Source organism: Polyangium jinanense, from assembly GCF_028435265.1.
In the GTDB taxonomy this organism is placed as follows: domain Bacteria; phylum Myxococcota_A; class Polyangia; order Polyangiales; family Polyangiaceae; genus Polyangium; species Polyangium jinanense.
Genome location: NZ_JAGTJK010000024.1, coordinates 108,706 through 125,943, shown reverse-complemented (window position 1 = coordinate 125,943; position 17,238 = coordinate 108,706). Strand labels below are relative to the sequence as shown.

Below are 17,238 nucleotides of genomic sequence, written 5' to 3'. Positions count from 1 at the left end.
GCCTCCGCCTCCGCCCCCGCCTCCGCCTCCGCCCCCGCCCCCGCTCGATGACCGCACGCTCACGTTTTCTCCGGAAGAGCCGGCCCCCCTGTGACCTTCGCTCGCCTCGGGATCCACACAACGAACGTCGTCCCCTCTTCATCCGTCGAGCGCACCTCGATCCGGCCGCCATGAGCCTCCACAATCGCTTTCACAATGTAGAGCCCGAGGCCCACACTCCGGCCCCGCGGATCCCCTGGCACGTCGCCTCGTTGCATCGGCGCGAACAGACCCGGCCGGATCGCATCGGGAATCGCGGGCCCCCAGTTGTGCACCGCGAGCGCGAGCTCATTCACCGTCCCCTCGGTCCGCACCGTCACCGCCGTCCCGGGCGTCCCATATTGCACGGCATTGCTCGTGATGTTCGTGACCACCTGCGCGACCCTGTCCGTATCGAAGACACCCCGACCATCGCCCACGTGCTCCGCGCGAAAGACTCGCTCCGGGAAGGCGACATGCACCTCGTCGAGCACGCCCGCCACGACCGCATGAAAATCGGCTTCACGGGGCGCGATCGGGATCCCTCGGCCGAGACGCGCGGCCGTGAAATCGAGCAGATCGTGGATCAAGCGAATGGCGCGCTCCGCCGAGGATAGGATCCGCGCCGCCGTCTTCGTGGCGCGCTCGTCGAGATCCTCGCGGCGCAGCAGCACCGTGGCTGCGAGCGTGATCGCGGTGAGCGGATTGCGGAGATCGTGCGATACGATCCCGATGAGCTGTTGCTCGAATTCCAGGCGGCTCCGATCCTCCGATTCGCGTCGCTTTCGCTCCGAGATGTCCGTGGCGAGCGATACGTAGCCGAGGACGCGGCCCTCGGCCGAGAGCTGCGGGACGAGCACGAGATGAATGAATCCCCGGCGCCCGCCCCGGAACACGAAAGGTAATTCGCGCTCGACCGTCTCGCCGCGGAGCGCGCGATCGATGAGCGGTTTGAGCCATCGGTAATTCTCTTCGCCGATCACCTCGACGACACGTTTTCCCTGGAGCGATGCCGGCGGCTCGCCGAACCAGACCTCGTAGGCCTTGTTGTTCAGCCGATACCGCTCGTCCGCGCCGACGAAGTTGATGAGGTACGGCAAGCTGTCGACGACGAGCCGGAGCCGCTGCTCGCTCTCCAGGAGCGCGACCTGGCTCTGCCGGAGCGCCTGTTCGGCGGCCTTCTGGTCGGTGATGTCCTGCACGACGACGCCGAGGCCGAGGATCGTGTCGTCGGGGCCGCGGACCGGAAAATAACTGCTGAATCCCACCCGCTGGCCGCTGCCAGGCGGCCATTCCGCGACGACCTCTCGCCCGAGGAGGGGCTTTCCCGTCGCGACCACCTGCTTCAGGATCCTTTCGGTCTCCTCGACGATCGGCGGGGGCACGAATTTGCAAAAAGGCTGCCCCGGATACTCTTCGAGTCGCCTCCTTTGGAGCTCGGCCATGGCCGTGTTGACCCGCATGACGCGCAGATCGGAATCGAGAAAGGCGAGGCCGAGGGGCGAGGATTCCATGAACGTCGCGAGCATGGCGAGGGCGGCGCAGGTCTCGTCGTGGCTCTGCTTGAGCGCCAGGATCGCGGCCGCGCGCGCCGCGAGCGTGCGCACGATGAGCCGATCCTCGTCGGAGAGGGCCCGCGCCGTCGCGGCTCCGATCACGATCACGGCCGCGACGCAGCCCCCAATCTCGAGCGGGACCGCGTACGCCGAGCAAACTTTTTCCTTGTCGATCGCCGCGCTCACGCGCGGATCGCCGCGGGTATCGACGCTGTCGATCGGAGCTGCCGCGAGCAGGGCGCGGCCCGCCAGGCATTCGCCGCGAGCGACCCGCGTCCCCAGCGACGCCTCCTGCGCAGGACCCAGGGCCGCGCGGACGACGAGGTCCTCCCCCTCGACCACGTAAATCGCGGCGGAATCGACGACCGGCGAAGTTTCACGCAATGCGACGAGGAAGCTCTGGAGAAAATTCTGGATGCCCTGGCTGTTCAGCGCCGCGTTGGACATGGCGTCGAGCGCGCGCAGGGTCCGCTCGCGCGCGGCGGTGTATGTCGCGACGGCCGCAAAGGCCGCCTCGTCGATGGCCCGATCGAAGGCCAGGACGTCGCAGATGGGCGCGAGATCCCCGGCCTCCTCGGCCCAGAGCTCGAGGACGCAGCGGCGGAGTATGGCATATTCGGTCACCACCTCCCGCAGATCGAACCCCACTTCGAGCCGCGCGAGGGCGTGAATGTCCGGGGCGCGTTCTTGCTTGGGGCAGCCCGCGTGCCCGTTTGGGTCGAGGGCACAGGCGAGCGCTTCGAGGATGTGCGGGAGGTGATCCCGCAAGAGGCCGTCTGGCAATGCCTGCGCGGCTGGCAAGGCGCGGACGCGGTCGACCCATTCACGGAGGATCCGCTCGCCGCTCGATCGGAGAAAGGCCCCGAGCCGCAGAGGCCCACCGGGGGACCGATCGAGTTGAGCTTCGTCCGCCATCTTTTCCCCTGGCCGCACGGGGCCGCATTCGAGGTATTTGGTGCAGCGGGAGCGGAGGCGGGAGCGGGGGCTTGGATGTAGGGGGCCCGTCGAGGACACATCCAATCCGTGACGGGCATACGTCCGCGTCATTCCCGTCCATCGCTCGCTCGCCTCTCCGCTCCGATGGCCTTACCTACTGGCCACGATGACAGACGAACTCTCGAGGGCTGCTCAGCCCGGCGCGCACGTGGCCCATGCCCCCCGCGCGGCTCTGCTCCTCGGCGCGCTCGGCATCGTCTTCGGTGATATCGGCACGAGCCCGCTTTACGCCATCAAGGAATGCTTCAGCCCGGCCGCCTCGCACCGGGTCGAGCCCACGCCGGAGAACATCCTCGGGATTCTCTCGCTCGTGTTCTGGACGCTCCTGATGGTGGTGTCGGTCAAATACCTCGGGTTCATCCTGAAAGCCGACAACCATGGATCGGGCGGGACGATGGCATTGCTCGCGCTCGTGCCGCCGCGGAAAGGGCCAGGGACGGGGCCGCTCGTCCTGCTCGTCCTGCTCGGAGCGTCGCTACTTTATGGCGAGGGCGTCATCACGCCGGCCATCTCGGTGCTCTCGGCCATGGAGGGGCTCGAGGTCGCGTATCACCCGCTGAAGCCCCTCATCGTGCCGCTCACGGTCGCCATTCTGATCGGGCTTTTCCTCGTGCAGAAGCGGGGCACGGGGAACATCGGCAATGTCTTCGGGATCGTCACGCTCGTCTGGTTTTTGACCATCGCGACCCTCGGGCTTCGCTGGATCCTCGTCAATCGGAGCGTGCTCGCCGCCGTGGACCCCCGGTATGGCGTCCATTTTTTCCTGGAGCACCGAGGCCACGGTTTTTTGCTGCTCGGCGCCGTGGTCCTCTGCATCACGGGTTGCGAGGCGCTTTACGCGGACATGGGCCATTTCGGCCGCGGGCCGATCCGAAGGGTCTGGTTCGCCGTCGTCTGGCCCGCGCTCCTGCTCAATTATTTTGGGCAGGGTGCGTTTTTGCTCCAGCACCCCGAAGGCGCGGCGAATCCCTTTTACGCCCTCGTCCCCTCCTGGGCCCTCTATCCGACGATCGCCATCGCCACCGCGGCCACGATCGTCGCATCGCAGGCCTTGATTTCCGGGGCGTTCTCGCTGACGCAGCAGGCGGTCCAGCTCGGGTATTTTCCGCGTGTGACGATCGTGCATACGTCGAAGCACACCGAAGGGCAGATCTACATCCCCGAGATCAACCGCGCGCTCCTCGTGGCCTGTGTGTTCCTCGTCCTGCTCTTCAAGACGTCGAGCGCGCTCGCAGCGGCCTACGGCATCGCGGTCACGGCCACGATGACCATCACGACGGTCGTGTATTTCGTGGTCGTCACGCGGCGCTGGGGCTGGCCGCTGTGGAAGGCCTTGCCGCCGGTGCTGACCTTCCTGATCATCGATCTATCGTTTTTCACGGCAAATGCGGCCAAATTCTTCCACGGCGGCTGGTTCCCCGTCGCCATGGCCCTCGGCATCTTCACGGTGATGACGACCTGGAAGACGGGGCGGCGCATCCTCGGCGAGGCCTTCAAGGCCGATCTCCTGCCGCTCGATCAATTTCTGCACGACGTGGCCCGAATCAAGCCGTTCCGCGTGCACGGGACCGCCGTCTTCATGGCCTCGAACCCGCACGGGACGCCGCCCGTCCTGCTCCACCATTTCAAGCACAACCAGGTCCTCCACGAGCAGGTCGTCCTGCTCTCGGTGACGAACGAGCGCGTCCCCGAGATCCCGCCCGAGGAGCGCATCAGCATCATCGACAAGGGAAACGGCTTTTATCGGGTGCGGGCGCGTTACGGCTTCATGCAGACGCCCCACGTGCCGAGCGTGCTGCTCGCCTGCAAGGCGCACGGGCTCGTCATCGAGCTGAAACGCACGAGTTATTACCTCGGCCGCGAGACGCTCCTGCCCACGGGGCGGTCGAAGATGATGCGATGGCGAAAAGGCCTCTTCGCCTTCATTTCCCGGAACGCAAGGCCCGCGACCGCGTACTTCGGGCTACCGCCGGGGCGCGTCGTGGAGTTCGGGATGCAGATCAACCTGTGAAGCCAGGACGGCTCGCCCCTCCCCAGGGTCCAAGCTCTGCGCTAGAACGACTCCCCCATGCCGTCCACCCACGATTTCGTCGACACCTACCTGCGCGAGACGGCCGAGATCGCCCTCGGCACGAGCCGAGATGACCTCACGGCCGTCATCGACATCCTCTTCGACGCCTGGAAAAACGACCGCACCATCTACACCTGCGGCAACGGCGGCAGCGCCGCGAACGCAAGCCACCTCGCCTGCGACATCGCGAAGTTCACCTGGGCGGAAGGGAAAAAACGCTTCAAGTGCCGCTCGCTCTGCGACAACGCGGCCCTGATCAGCGCGCTCACGAACGACGTGGGGTTCAACCGGATTTTTCTCGAGCAGCTCGACGGCTCGATGGGCCCGGGCGACGTGCTCGTTTGCCTGAGCGTCCACGGCGGCTCGGGCGCGGACAAGGCCGGGCCCTGGTCGCAGAACCTGGTCGCCGCGGCCGACTTCGTGAAGAAGCACGGCGGCAAGGTGGTCGCGCTCGTGGGCTACGACGGCGGCGCGCTCCGGCAGATGGCCGACGCGTCGATCATCGTCCCGCGGACCTCGGGCGGGCACACGTCGACGCCGCACGTCGAGGGGTTCCACGAGGTCTATCACCACCTGATCTGCGAGCGGCTGCGGCAGATGGTGGCCGAGGCATGAACGGGCCCGCGCGCCCCGGCGTGATCCTCGACCGCGACGGGACGCTCATCGACTTCGTCCGCGACCCCGAGCTCGGCGCCGTGGTGAGCGCCTTCCACCCCGATCACGTCCGCTTCCTGCCCGGCGTCGTGCAAGGGCTCGCTCTCCTGCAAGACGCGGGGTTCGTCCTGGCCATGGCCACGAACCAGCCAGGCGCGGCGAAGGGCCAGATCCCCGAGAGCGCCATCACCCGCACGAACCAGGCGCTCGTCGACACGCTCGCCCGCGAGGGCATCCGCATCGAGGCGGTGCGCGCCTGCCTGCATCACCCGGAAGGAGGGCCGGGCGGGGATCCCTCGCTCGCCACGGACTGCGCGTGCCGCAAGCCGAAGCCGGGGATGCTGCTCTCGCTCGTGGAGGAGCTCAGGCTCGATCCGGCACGCTCGTGGATGGTCGGCGACGCGGCGGTGGACGTGCTGGCGGCGCGCGGGGCGGGGCTTCGCGCGGGGCTTTTGTTCGAGTGGGGGCGCTGCGAAATGTGCCCGGTGCGCGGGGGTTTTGACGACATCCCGCTCATCCGGCCGGACGCGTCGGCGAGCCGCTTCGACGAGCTCGCCCGGCGCCTCAGAGATCTGCTCGCCACGGCGCCGGGCTGATCTATGCTCCGCGGCCCCCGGCGCCCGCCGGGCGCGCAGCTCGGAGTGTACATGCTCTTTCTCGACAGCTCGGATCCCAAGGAGATCAAGGACATCTTCGCGTGGGGGGTGATCGCCGGGGTCACGACGAACCCGCTCATCCTCGCGCGGGAAGCCGGGGCGGTGGACCTCGAGCAGCGCATCCGCGAGGTCGTCGCCGCCTCGAAGGGCCCGGTCTCCGTCGAGCTCGTGAGCGAGTCCGAGGGCGCGATGATGGAAGAGGCCCACCGCTACCACACGTGGGCGCCAGGCCGGATCGTCATCAAGGTGCCGTTCGGCGAGGCGGGCCTGCGCGTGACGCACGCGCTCGCGTCGCAGGGCATCGAGACGAACGTGACGTGCATCATGAGCTTCAACCAGGCCTACCTGGCGGCGCTCGCAGGCGGGACGTACGTGTCGATCTTCAGCGGTCGGGTGCGGGACATGGGCTACGACGTGCGGCCCGTCATCGCGGAGACGCGGGCGCAGCTCGACAGGGAAAACCTCGGGGCGAAGATCATCGTGGGGTCGATCCGGCACATCCTCGACGTGAACGAGGCGCTCGCGCACGGGGCGCACGTAGTGACGGTGCCGCCGGCCATCCTGCGGAAGATGCTGCACAACCCGAAGACCGACGAGACGATCCGCGAGTTCAACGCGGCCTGGGCGAGCCGTGCTAAGTAGCCCCGCCGTGACGGCAAACGGCACTTCCCCCGCCGAGGGCGCGACGAACACGAAGTACGTCGTCGAGGAGCAGAACATGGCGCTCGTGGACGCCATCGGCCGGCCGCGCCGGGTGCTCGACGTGGGCTGCGGGGTGGGCCTGAACGGCGAGGCCGCGAAGAAGCGCGGAGCGCACGTGACCGGGATCGAGATCGTCCCGGCCTCGATCGAGCGAGCCAAGGCGCGGCTCGACGAGGTGCTCGCCCTCGACGTGACCAGCGACGAGGCCGTGAAGAAGGGCCTCGCCGGCCGGAGTTTCGACCTCCTCCTCTTCGCCGACATGCTGGAGCACGTCACCGATCCGATCGCGGTGATCCGGAGGTTGCTCCCGTACCTGGAGGACGGGGGGCACGTGATCGTGTCGTTGCCGAACGTGGCGGCGTGGACGGTGCGGCTGGGCCTGCTCGCCGGGAAGTTCGAGTACACGCAGAGCGGGATCCTCGACGACTCGCACCTGCGCTTCTTCACGCGCGAGACGGGCCGGCAGATGCTGGAGCGCGCGGGGCTCGAGGTGCTGCGGATGGAGCAGAACCCGATGCTCGTGCGCGCCGCGAAGGACGTGGTGCTCTCCACGCAACGGGCGATCGCGCCGGGCGGGAATCCCGATCCGGAGAGCCTGCGCAAGTCCTTGCCGTACAAGCTCTACCAGGGGCTCGTGCGCCCGGTGGAGGACGTGGTGGCGGCGCGCGCGCCGGAGCTTTTGTCCTTCCAGAACGTGTACGTCGCCCGCAAGCCGCCGAAGGCGCGCAAGCTCAGCCTGACCGTCGGCATGTTGACGATGAACGAGGAGGACAGCATCGAGGCGATGATGGGCGAGATCCGCAAGGTCGCGCCCGACGCCAAGATCCTCTGCGTCGACAGCTCGACGGACCGGACGCCCGAGATCGCAGCAAGGCTCGGGGCGCGCGTGCTCAGGCAAATCCCGCCGCGCGGGCACGGGCCGGCGATGGAGCTGCTCATGTACAGCGCCGCGGTCGAGAGCGATCTCTTGATCTACCTCGACTGCGACTTCACGTACCCGGCCGAGTACATCCCGGTGCTGCGCAAGCTCGTCGAGGAAGAGGGTGTGGACGTGGTGAACTGCGCCCGCACGCGCACGCGGCCCGCGGCCATGCCGCTGCCGAACTACCTGGCGAACCGCTCGTTCGCGGCCCTCGCGCACCTGATGCACGGCATCCCGACCTGCGACGTGCACAGCGGCATGCGGGCGTATCGATCGAGCATGGTGCGCGCGTTCGATTTCGACGGCGAAGGCGACGCGCTGCCCATCGACACGCTGCTTTTCCCGGCGAAATGCGGCTACCGGGTTGTGGAGATGCCCATCGACTACCAGGAGCGCGTGGGGCAGTCGAAGCTCCGGAAGATCGCCGGCACGGTCTGGACGATGATCCGGCTCGTGAACGCGCTGCCCGTGGGAAAACGCGGTTCGTCGCGGTACGAGATCCGGTAACGGCCGTTCAGGGATGCGCGGTCGGCGCCGTGCGCGGGGGCGGCGAGGTGTCGCCCGAGAGGAGCGACAGCCCGGCCACGATGGTCCCGATCCCGAGCAGGGCGAGCAGGACGATCAGGAGCGCCGAGCTCTTGCGGGATTCGTCCGGCGCAACCGTGACGGGCAGGACCTCCGGCGGGCGCAACGCCGCATCCCGGACCTCGGCCGGGATGCGATCGGAGATCTCCTTGAGCGAGGAAAGCTTGGGCCGGCGCATCGAGCCCGTGGTCGTGCTCGATCCGAACGGCCGCGATCCCGGCGACGAGCTGCGATTCGTGACGAGCGGGAACGAGGTGCGGCTCGTGCGCTCCTCGGCCTCGACGCCAAGCGCGCGCTCGAACTCGTCGGCGACCTCCTTGGCCGCGGAGTAGCGCGCGGTGGGATCGCGCTGAAGGGCCTTGGCGAAGAAGGAGTCGACGGCGCTCGGGAGGCCGGGCACGAGCGTGGTGACCGGCTCGAACCGGCCCTCTTCGATGGCGTTGCCGAAGCCCTCGAGGTTCGCGCCGCTGAAGGGGACGCGGCCGCTGAGCGCGAAATACGCGAGGACCGCGAGAGCCCAGAGGTCGGCGCGGAAATCGACGTCCTTCTGGCCGAAGATCTGCTCCGGGCTCATGAACTCGGGCGAGATCATGTGCGTCGCGTCGCTCGTGGTCCGGCCCATCGAGGAGATGCCCGCGCGGACCGAGAGGCCGAGGTCCAGAACCTTGGCCTCGAAATCGCCGTTCTCGCCCTCGGTGAGGAAGATGTTGCCGGGCTTCAGGTTCCGGTGGACGAGGCCGAGGAGATGCGCCTTGCCGAGGCCCTTGGCGAGCTGCGCGACGAGGCGCACGGCGTCTTTGGGGGACATCGGGCCGGTCTTCGCGATGCGGCTGCCGAGGTCTTCCCCTTGGAGCAGCTCCATCACGAGGTAGGGCATGCCCGTGCGCGTGAGGCCGTGCTCGAGGATCTGCGCGACGTGCGGGCTCTTGATCTGCCGCGTCGCGACGTCCGCCTCGCGCTGGAAGCGGTGGAGGGGCGAGGAGTTGCGCGACAAGGCGCGCCCCATGAGCTTGACGGCGACATCCTTGCCGAAGCCCACGTGCTCGGCGACCCAAACCTGGGATTTGCCCTCCTGCCCGAGGTGCCTCGAGAGCCGCATCTTGGGAGTGATCTGGTCTCCTTCCAACATCTCGCTTCCGTGGCGCGGTCCCCAGACGTCGGTCCAAACCGACACGTGGAGAGGGCTCTCTCACTCGCCTCGACGTTACATCACGCAGCGAGCCCAAAGTAAAGAAGCGCGCCCGGGGGCTTTCGGTTTCAAGGGGCGGGCAAGGACACGTCGGCCGGCGCCACGCCGGCAGCCACCGCCGGATAATTGGCGCTCTTCGTACGACCCGCGCGTTGCGTCGAAAAAAGCAATGTATGGCCAGGGCGTACGAGGACGCAGGGCTCGTGCGGTCCGAGCGAGCTGCCGCTGCCGAACACGGGGCTCGCGGCGCGCTCCAGGGACTTTTCGCTGCCCGGATCGAATCGCGCGGCGAGACCCACGACGGCCCGGCCGAGGCTGTCCCGGGCGGCGTAATACACGCGCAGAATCGGGCGGCCCTCGGCTGATCGGGCGAGCACGGGCGCGGGCGCACCGACCCAGGCGCCGTCGTAAGGAGGCTCGGCCCCCTCCCCGGCCGGCGCGGGCGCGAGCGCGGGGCCGTCGCCGACGCGGGTCCAGGTGACGCCGTCGTCGGAGCGCGCCTCGCCGATGCGCGCCGCGTCGCCAGGCCCCGGGACCTCGTAAAAGAGCCGGAACGAGCCGTCGTCGAGCACGACCACACCCGGGCTGCGCGGCACGGCGCCGGCTTCCCAGCCGGACGCGTCGGGCCCGAGGACAGCGCCGGGCACCCGCGCGAAAACGCTGCCGTCGAGGCTCCGCGCGAGCCCGATGCCGCCGGCCGCGGCGTAGTACAGGAAGATCTCGTCGCCCACGCGGACGACCGACGGCGCGCCGACGGTCCCGCCTTCCCACGGCGCCTCGGGCGTGAGCACCACGAGCGGCGCGCGATCGAAGGAGCGGCCGTCCTCGGCGCCGTACCGGACGATGGCGCCGGACGGCGCCGTGAGATCGGGTTCCTCGCCCGGCACCTCGGGGTTCATCGAGAAGTAGCCGAAGACGGCGGGCGTCGCGGGATCTCCGTCGGCGTCGAGGACGGCGGGATCGCGGGGAAAGGTCTCGTCGTCTGCGAGGGCATTCGGCGCGGAGCGCAGGTTGCCGAGCTCGCCCGTGCGAAGGGCGCGGAACGGGCCGGCGGCTGCGTTCGGCAGGTTCTCCCCGCCGGTCTCGGTGTCGGCGAGCGTGGCGCAGCCGGACAGGAGCGCGAGGGCGAGGAGGAACGAACCCGGGTGTTCCGTGCGCATCGGTATGCCCTCAAAACGAAGCGGTGAGCGTGGCGCCGCCCGCGATCATGGTGCCATCGGCCCGGTAGTCTCCGACGAAATCGGCGGGGTTCGCCTTCTGCGTGATGCGCTCGGGCAGCACGGAGAGGGCCACGTGTGTGTCGAGGCGGAGCGCGCCGCGGAGGACGGAAAACGGCGCGTTGAGGACGAGGCCCGCGCCGAGGGAGATCGTGTGCCGATCGGCGTCGACGAAGTTCGTCGGGCCCTCCTGCGGCGGCACGGGCGAGCGCTCGTAGGCGTAGCCGGCGCGCAAGGGGATCTCGACGGCCTTGGCAGGCGCGTCGCGCCCCGACACACGCCGCTCGGCGCCGAAGGCGAGGACGTACTCGACACCGAGGCGCGGGACGAAGCGGTCCTGGAACGCGGGCGGGACGATCACGACGGGCTTGGGATCCTCGGGCAGCTCGACGCCTACGCCGGGCGGGGGCTCGGCTTCGAGGTGGGCGGAGGTCCGGGGGGTCGGGCTCTCATAGGCCGACCAGTTCACCCAGCCGAGATCGAAGTTCGCGCGGAGGCGGGGCACGGCCTGGAAGGACAAACCGAGGACGACCTGCTGCGGCTGGAAGGCGTCGAGCGTGCGCGTCTCGAGGGTGTAGCGGAGCGGGACGTCGACGCCGGCGAAGTCGACGATGCCTTCGAGGTTCGCCTGGAGCGCGAGGTCGAGCTTGGTTTGTCCACGGTAGGCGACGCCGAGGTAGCCGAAGCGGCCGAGTTTTACGCGCGCGCCGGCGATGGGATAGCGGATCGAGGTGAGATCGGCGTCGACCTCGTGGGAGAGCTGCGAGTCGTAGGGGCTCAAAACGTCGGCCTCGCCGCGGATGCCGAAGCGGCCGCGCGTGGCGGCGAGGAAGGCGAGTCCGCCGCCGAGCTCGAGCCACGGGAGCGGACGGACGGCGAGGTGGACCGAGAGGAACAGGATGGTGGGCCGGTCGTTGTAGAGCTCCCAGCGCGGCGTCTCCTGGCGAAGGGCGCGGATGCGGGACAGGCCGTTGTCGGGGATGTACGTGGCGATGCCGAACGCGAACGGGACCGAGAGGATCTTGCCAGGCGCGACGATGCCCGCCATGAGGCCGTGGACGTCGGCGACGTCGTTGTCCTTGCCGTTGATGCGGAGGCGATTGTCCGCGTAGACGTAGCCGAGGGAGAGCTCGAGCCCGGGCGCGGAGACGAGGCCGGCGGGGTTGTAAAAGCAGCCCGAGAAGTCCGCGGCGTCGGCGGTGACCGCGCCGGAGAGCGCGCCGGCGCGTGAGCCCATGCCGTAGGTGCCGGGCGCGCTTGCGTGCGCCTCGGGCGCCACGAGGAGCCACGCCGCGGCGAGCGCGGGCAGGAGCGAGCGCGCGTGTTTCGTCATCAGAACCCGACCCCCACGGTGGCCGCGCCGGCGACGACGACGCCGCTCGTGCGCACGGAAGGCGCGCCGGGATTCGTGGCAGGCACGTCCGCGGCCTTGTCGTGCGCGCGAGGATGGAGGACCTGCACCTGCCCGGCGAGATCGAAGCGCAGGTTCGGAAAGGGCGCGGTGAGCTCGAGCCCGTAGCCGAGGCCGAAGACGCTGCGGGTGTTCTCGTAGATGTTCCCGGCGGTCGTCTGCGCAGGCGAGGGCGAGAGCTCGAGGAAGTAGCCGGCGCGGAGCATCATGGAGACGGACTTCTTCGGCGAGAGGACACGCTCGACGCCGACGCGCGGAACGAACGTGTCCGTGTACCCGAGCGGCGCAGGCGTGAGGGCGCCGCAAGGTTCCTCGGGCGGCGCGCCCGTGGACGGGTCGATCGCGGGGCAACGGACGGTGGCCTCGGCGGGGCCGGGATAGGCCGACCAGCGCTTGTACGTCGCGCCCGCGGTGACGCGCCACGGGCCGCGGACGCGCGCGACTTCGAGTGCGATCTGCGCGGGATCGTACTGCGCGAGGCCTGCGATGTTGAGCGGAGGCACGACGATCTGGCCGAGATCCTTCACCTCGATGACGACGTTGAAGCGCCCGACGAGCTCGCCGCGGTAGGTGAGCCCGACGCGGTAGGCGCCACGCTCGTAGCTCGCGCCGAGGATGGGGCCGTAGCTCGCGACGAGCGTGTCCTCGACGACGGTGCCGATGCGGCCGGAGGCGTCGGTGGCGACGAGGACGGAGCCGGTGAGCGCCGCGAGCGCCGCGAAGCCACCGCCGATCCGCACGCCATAACCGACGTCGACGCCAAGCCCGACCTGAACTGCGACGGAGGCCGTGCGATCCGCGAGCGGGAACTGCTTGGTCTCGGGGTAGAGGATGCGGCCGCGGACGATGAGGTCGAAGGGCGTGAAGAAGCCGAGGCCGATGGTGATGCGGTCCTTCAAGACCCCAGCGAACGGCACGGGCAAGACCGCGCCGATGAAGCCGCCCGCGAGTTTGTCGTAGCTCAGGCGCTCGGGCGCGCGGAGGTCGAAGACCGAGCCGAGCAGGCCGATCGTGAGCTCACGTCGATGCTCGAGGCTGAGAAGCGCGGGGTTGCTCCAGACGGCCTCGAAGCCGCGGCCGAGCGCGGCGCCGGTGCCGCCCATCGCCATGGAACGCGGGCCGAAGCCGTACACGTCCTCGGGGGAGCTCCACGCATCACCGGCCGGCAGCGCCGTGAGGGCGGCCGAGGCGACGGCGAGCAAGAGGGCGCGGCAGCGGGCCATGCGGGGGCGACGGTAGACCCATGCACGGCGGGAAGGAAGAGGGCGCGGATGCTCAGCGACGAACCGGTCCGCTGTCCTCCTCGACCTCGACGAACACGTCGTCGAGCGAGCTCGCCGCGTAGGAGCGTTTCGCCCACCGGGACAAGGTCGCGCCGGTCGCGGTCGCGACGCGCGCCTGCATGGCCTCCGGGAGCTCGCCGAAGCGCTCGCGCAGGACTTCGAGCAGCATCTCGCGGCGGCCCTCTTCGCGGCCCTCCTCGCGGCCCTCCTCGCGGCCCTTCTCTTCCGCGCTTTGCTTGATCGCCAGGATCTCCGGGTTCCCCTTGCGCTCGAGCGCCCGCGCGGCCTCGCGCTCCGCGACCGCGCCGTCGAGCAGCGCGCGCACCTGGATCGGCCGTATGAAACAGGGATCCTCGATCATTCCGTCGAGGTCGAGCGGCACGAACGCGGCCATCTCGCGCGACCACTCGCAGACCTCGCCACGCTTCACGTGGATCGCGAACACGCGGCGGACGCCTCGCTCCGCGAGGTCCTCGGCCTTCTCGCGCACCACGCCCGGCGCCTGCTCGTTCACGATCTCGAACGAAACCTCTTCGAGGTGCCTCCTGCCCGTCGCGGGATCCGTGCCGTCGCGACGGATCGACAGGTCCGTCGCGAAGTTCGATCCCTCCGAGACCCGCGTGAGCAGATCGATCGAGGCGCGATACCCCTCGCGGACGTGCAAGCGGATCACGGCGCCGAGGTTCGCGTGTGCGTCACCGTGGGGCTCGAGCGCGGGCTGGGCGATGATCTTCCGGCCGCGTATCATCTCGTCGCGCGTCTTCTCGGGGACGACGACGTGCTGATCGACGGGCGGGAACCGGCGAGGCGGATCCGCGGGAGGAAACGAGAGCGCGGCTCCCCCCCGGGCGGACGGCGCGAGCATCATCGAGGGGCCATCGCGCTTCGGATCCATCATCGACAAGGAGGGTAGCAGGATCCGCGGAGGATGGGGAGAACGAGACGGGTGCGTCCAGGGTCCCGCTCGACTAGAACGATGCCGCCGTGCCCCTCGCCCTCCAGGCCATTCTCCCCGACGAGCTCGCCCGCGTTTGCAACATCGACGTGACGGACGCGCGGCGGATCGTTTCGCTCGTGCATCGAACGGGCGGTTTGCCCGAGCGCTCGCCCGCGACGATCCGGCGCGCCGCGCTCGACGCCGCCCGCGAAGCCGGGCACGTGCCCACGATCCACATCGAGAGCCGCGCCGCGAGCGCGCTCGATCCGTTCGTCAAGTACGCCTTCCGCCTGCACGACGGGGCCATCATCGAGACCGTGCGCATCCCCCTCGAGCACCCGGGCCGCTTCTCCGTCTGCGTGTCCTCGCAGGTCGGCTGCGCGCTCGCGTGCGCGTTCTGCGCGACGGGCCGCATGGGCCTCGGCCGCAACCTCGAGCCGTGGGAGATCGTCGAGCAGGTGCGCCGCGTGCGCGAGGAGCTCGCAAACGATCCGCCGGCAAACCTCGTCGCCGCCGGGATCCGGCCGCGCGTGCACGGCGTGCTCTTCCAGGGCATGGGCGAGCCCATGGCGAACATCGAACGTGTGATCCACGCGATCCGCGTGATGAGCGAGCCGAGCGCGCTCGCCATCGACATGCGCAACATCACGGTGTGCACCTCGGGCTTGCCGACCGGGATCCGCACGCTGCTCCGCGAGGTGCCCGCGGTGCGGCTCGGCGTCTCGCTCGGCTCGGCGCGGCCGGGGCAGCGGCGCGCGCTCATGCCCATCGAAAACGCGCATCCGCTCGAAGAGGTGCTCGCGGCTGCGGGGGAGCACGCGCGGGCGACGGGCCGATCGCCGATGTTCGCGTACACGCTGCTCGCCGGTCGAAACGACGCGGACGAGGATGCCGCGGCGCTCGCGGATCTGTGCCTGTCCTTTGCCGCGGCGCATGGGCAGAGGCCGCGGCTCAGCTTGATCCCTTACAACGCGATCACGGACGGCACCGAGCCGGATCCGTTCCAGCCTTCGACCCGCCTCGAGGCTTTCCGCGCGGTCCTGCTCGGGCGCGGGGTGGGCACGATCGTGCGGTATTCGGGCGGGGGCGACGTGGGGGCGGCGTGTGGTCAGCTCGCGCGGCCGCTCGTGCGGAAGGGAGGAGGGAGGCGTCTCCCGGTGGATTCCGAACCCACGGCGCGCTAGCTTGCTCGCGTGTTCGGATTGAGCTTCGGCGAGATGGTCGTGGTCGTGCTCGTGGCCATCGTGGTGGTGGGCCCGCGGCACTTGCCGAGCATGATGCGGACGGCCGGTCAGTGGGTCACGCGCATCCGCCGCATGAGCACGGACCTCCGAGCGCAGAGCGGCATCGACCAGCTCCTCCGCGAAGAGGGCATCGACCGCAGCATCCAGGAGATCCGCGCGCTCTCGAACGTGAACGTGCTCGACGGCCTGGAGAAGCTCGCCGTCCCGACCGCCGCCACGACCTCTCCCGCGACCGCGGCTGCGACCGTGACGGCTGCCGCGGCGAGCGCGCCTCTGCCGAGCGCTGAGACGGTCGAGATCTTACGCGAGCGCGAGTATCCGCGGGTAGGCTGCGACGCGTACGACGCGATGCCCGACGACGCGGCCCCGTACGTGGATGGGCAGCCCGAGCCCCTCGCCCACCTTCCGCTGGGTGTCGTGGCGACCGACGATCCGACGAGCCGGGTCGTCACGAAGGAGCCGAGCGCGGCGTCATGAGTGATTCCAAGGCGAAGGCGGTCAAGGACGCGGCGCCCGCTCCGATCGAGGACGAAGAGGGCACTCCCATGACGTTCTGGGAGCACCTCGACGAGCTCCGCAAGCGCCTGGTCTATTGCTTCGTCGCGTTCCTGATCTGCTGCGTGCTCACCTGGGAGTACCGCGATCCCCTGCTCGACATCATCTCGCGCCCGTTCAAGGGCGCGTGGACGGCGCAGGGCCTGCCGAACCAGGCCACGTTGCACTTCGAGTCGCCCCAGGCCGCGTTCATCGGGTACTTCCAGCTCTCGCTGCTCGGCTCGATCGTGCTCAGCGCGCCGGTCATCTTCTACCAGCTCTGGGCCTTCGTCGCGCCCGGGCTCTACGCGCGCGAAAAACGCTTCGTGATCCCCTTCGTGCTCTCGGCGTCGGGGCTCTTCGTGGGCGGCTGTTATTTCGGCTGGCGCGTCGCCTTCCCCATCACGTTCAACTACTTCCTCGGCCTCGCCGGCACCGTCGGCGGCGGCCAGGGCGTGACGATCACGCCGACCGTGATGCTGGGCGAGTACATCGACTTCGTGACCCGGATGCTGCTCGCGTTCGGGATCGTCTTCGAGATCCCGCTGCTCATCTTGTTCCTGTCGCTCGCGGGCATCGTCAATTACTTGCAGCTCATCCGATTCGGCCGCTGGTTCGTCCTGCTCTCGTTCATCATCGCGGCCGTCGTCACGCCGCCCGACATCACGAGCCAGATCGTGATGGCCGTGCCGATGCTGGTCCTCTACGCGCTCTCGATCGGCCTCGCCTTCGTCTTCGGCAAGAAGCCGACGGAGGCCCAGCGCGAGGCGTACCGGAAGAGCAAAGAGAAGCCGAAAGCGGTCTAGAAAAACGCCTCGATCAGTGGGCGTACGGCTCGCCGCGCAGGATCGTCATCGCGCGGTAGATCTGCTCCACGAGCACGAGCCGCGCGAGCCTGTGCGGAAACGTGAGCGTCGAGAGGCTCAGCCGATCGTGCGCGGCGCGCGACGTCTCCGGGGGGATGCCGTCGGCGCCGCCGATCAGGAACGAGACCACACCCTTGCCGCGGGATCCGGCGCGCTCGATCGTCCGGGCGAACGAGGGGCTGTCGAGCGCGCGTCCCATCACCTCGAGCGCGATCGTCGTCGAGCCGTCGGTCTTCTTCGCGAAGAGCTCGACGAGGCGCGCGGGCGGCGCATCCTCGAGCTCGATCTCGTCACAAGGCATGTACCGGCGCACGCGGCCGAGGTAGTCGTCGAGCGCCGCGCGGAGCGGTTTGTCCTTCACGCGGCCCACGGCGACGACGACGATACGCATACGATC

15 protein-coding genes are annotated in these 17,238 nt (G+C 69.2%); 8 read left to right on the top strand and 7 right to left on the bottom strand.

The window, feature by feature from the left end; translation table 11 throughout:
- Positions 1 to 59: 59 nt before the first annotated feature.
- Positions 60 to 2,489: a PAS domain-containing protein gene (locus tag KEG38_RS33300; RefSeq protein WP_272424138.1), complete on the bottom strand. Its 2,430-nt coding sequence runs from the start codon at positions 2,487 to 2,489 to the stop codon at positions 60 to 62.
- A gap of 187 nt (positions 2,490 to 2,676) precedes the next feature.
- On the opposite strand from KEG38_RS33300, the gene KEG38_RS33295 reads away from it, so the two are divergent.
- The 5 genes from KEG38_RS33295 to KEG38_RS33275 are packed head-to-tail and all read left to right on the top strand — an operon-like array spanning position 2,677 to position 8,082.
- Positions 2,677 to 4,581 carry a potassium transporter Kup gene (locus tag KEG38_RS33295; protein ID WP_272424136.1) on the top strand — a complete coding sequence of 635 codons (1,905 nt, stop codon included), beginning with the start codon at positions 2,677 to 2,679 and terminating at the stop codon, positions 4,579 to 4,581.
- A 57-nt stretch (positions 4,582 to 4,638) separates the two neighbouring features.
- Positions 4,639 to 5,256 (top strand): D-sedoheptulose-7-phosphate isomerase, encoded by a 618-nt coding sequence (locus KEG38_RS33290; protein ID WP_272424134.1) that lies wholly within the window; start codon positions 4,639 to 4,641, stop codon positions 5,254 to 5,256.
- Positions 5,253 to 5,891, top strand: a complete 639-nt coding sequence (locus KEG38_RS33285) for a D-glycero-alpha-D-manno-heptose-1,7-bisphosphate 7-phosphatase (protein ID WP_272424133.1) — start codon at positions 5,253 to 5,255, stop codon at positions 5,889 to 5,891. The genes KEG38_RS33290 and KEG38_RS33285 overlap by 4 nt, the downstream gene beginning before the upstream one ends.
- A gap of 51 nt (positions 5,892 to 5,942) precedes the next feature.
- A complete protein-coding gene (locus KEG38_RS33280) occupies positions 5,943 to 6,593 on the top strand; it encodes a transaldolase family protein (protein ID WP_272424132.1) in 651 nt (216 codons plus the stop codon).
- Between the two features lie 7 nt (positions 6,594 to 6,600).
- Entirely contained in the window at positions 6,601 to 8,082 is a 1,482-nt protein-coding gene (locus KEG38_RS33275) for a methyltransferase domain-containing protein (protein ID WP_272424130.1), read from the top strand.
- A 7-nt stretch (positions 8,083 to 8,089) separates the two neighbouring features.
- Here the strand turns inward: KEG38_RS33275 and KEG38_RS33270 are convergent, their stop codons facing one another.
- From KEG38_RS33270 to KEG38_RS33250, 5 genes are all read right to left on the bottom strand, one after another.
- Positions 8,090 to 9,289 (bottom strand): serine/threonine-protein kinase, encoded by a 1,200-nt coding sequence (locus tag KEG38_RS33270; protein ID WP_272424128.1) that lies wholly within the window; start codon positions 9,287 to 9,289, stop codon positions 8,090 to 8,092.
- Positions 9,290 to 9,417: 128 nt separating this feature from the next.
- A complete protein-coding gene (locus KEG38_RS33265) occupies positions 9,418 to 10,509 on the bottom strand; it encodes a glycoside hydrolase family protein (protein ID WP_272424127.1) in 1,092 nt (363 codons plus the stop codon).
- Positions 10,510 to 10,519: 10 nt separating this feature from the next.
- Positions 10,520 to 11,899, bottom strand: a complete 1,380-nt coding sequence (locus KEG38_RS33260; protein WP_272424126.1) for an OmpP1/FadL family transporter — start codon at positions 11,897 to 11,899, stop codon at positions 10,520 to 10,522.
- Entirely contained in the window at positions 11,899 to 13,200 is a 1,302-nt protein-coding gene (locus KEG38_RS33255; protein ID WP_272424125.1) for an OmpP1/FadL family transporter, read from the bottom strand. Before KEG38_RS33255 ends, KEG38_RS33260 begins: the two co-directional genes overlap by 1 nt.
- 52 nt (positions 13,201 to 13,252) lie before the next feature.
- Positions 13,253 to 14,158, bottom strand: a complete 906-nt coding sequence (locus KEG38_RS33250) for a PDDEXK family nuclease (protein ID WP_272424124.1) — start codon at positions 14,156 to 14,158, stop codon at positions 13,253 to 13,255.
- Between the two features lie 86 nt (positions 14,159 to 14,244).
- Between KEG38_RS33250 and KEG38_RS33245 the strand changes: the two genes are divergently transcribed.
- Genes KEG38_RS33245 through tatC form a run of 3 tightly spaced genes read left to right on the top strand, consistent with a single transcriptional unit; the run spans position 14,245 to position 16,781 of the window.
- Positions 14,245 to 15,381, top strand: coding sequence for a radical SAM protein (locus tag KEG38_RS33245; protein ID WP_272424123.1), 1,137 nt, complete (start codon positions 14,245 to 14,247; stop codon positions 15,379 to 15,381).
- A 9-nt stretch (positions 15,382 to 15,390) separates the two neighbouring features.
- Positions 15,391 to 15,918 carry a Sec-independent protein translocase protein TatB gene (gene tatB, locus KEG38_RS33240; protein WP_272424122.1) on the top strand — a complete coding sequence of 176 codons (528 nt, stop codon included), beginning with the start codon at positions 15,391 to 15,393 and terminating at the stop codon, positions 15,916 to 15,918.
- A complete protein-coding gene (tatC, locus tag KEG38_RS33235) occupies positions 15,915 to 16,781 on the top strand; it encodes a twin-arginine translocase subunit TatC (RefSeq protein WP_272424121.1) in 867 nt (288 codons plus the stop codon). The genes tatB and tatC overlap by 4 nt, the downstream gene beginning before the upstream one ends.
- Positions 16,782 to 16,794: 13 nt before the next feature.
- Here the strand turns inward: tatC and KEG38_RS33230 are convergent, their stop codons facing one another.
- Positions 16,795 to 17,232, bottom strand: a complete 438-nt coding sequence (locus KEG38_RS33230) for a 23S rRNA (pseudouridine(1915)-N(3))-methyltransferase RlmH (protein ID WP_272424120.1) — start codon at positions 17,230 to 17,232, stop codon at positions 16,795 to 16,797.
- Between the last annotated feature and the right edge of the window lie 6 nt (positions 17,233 to 17,238).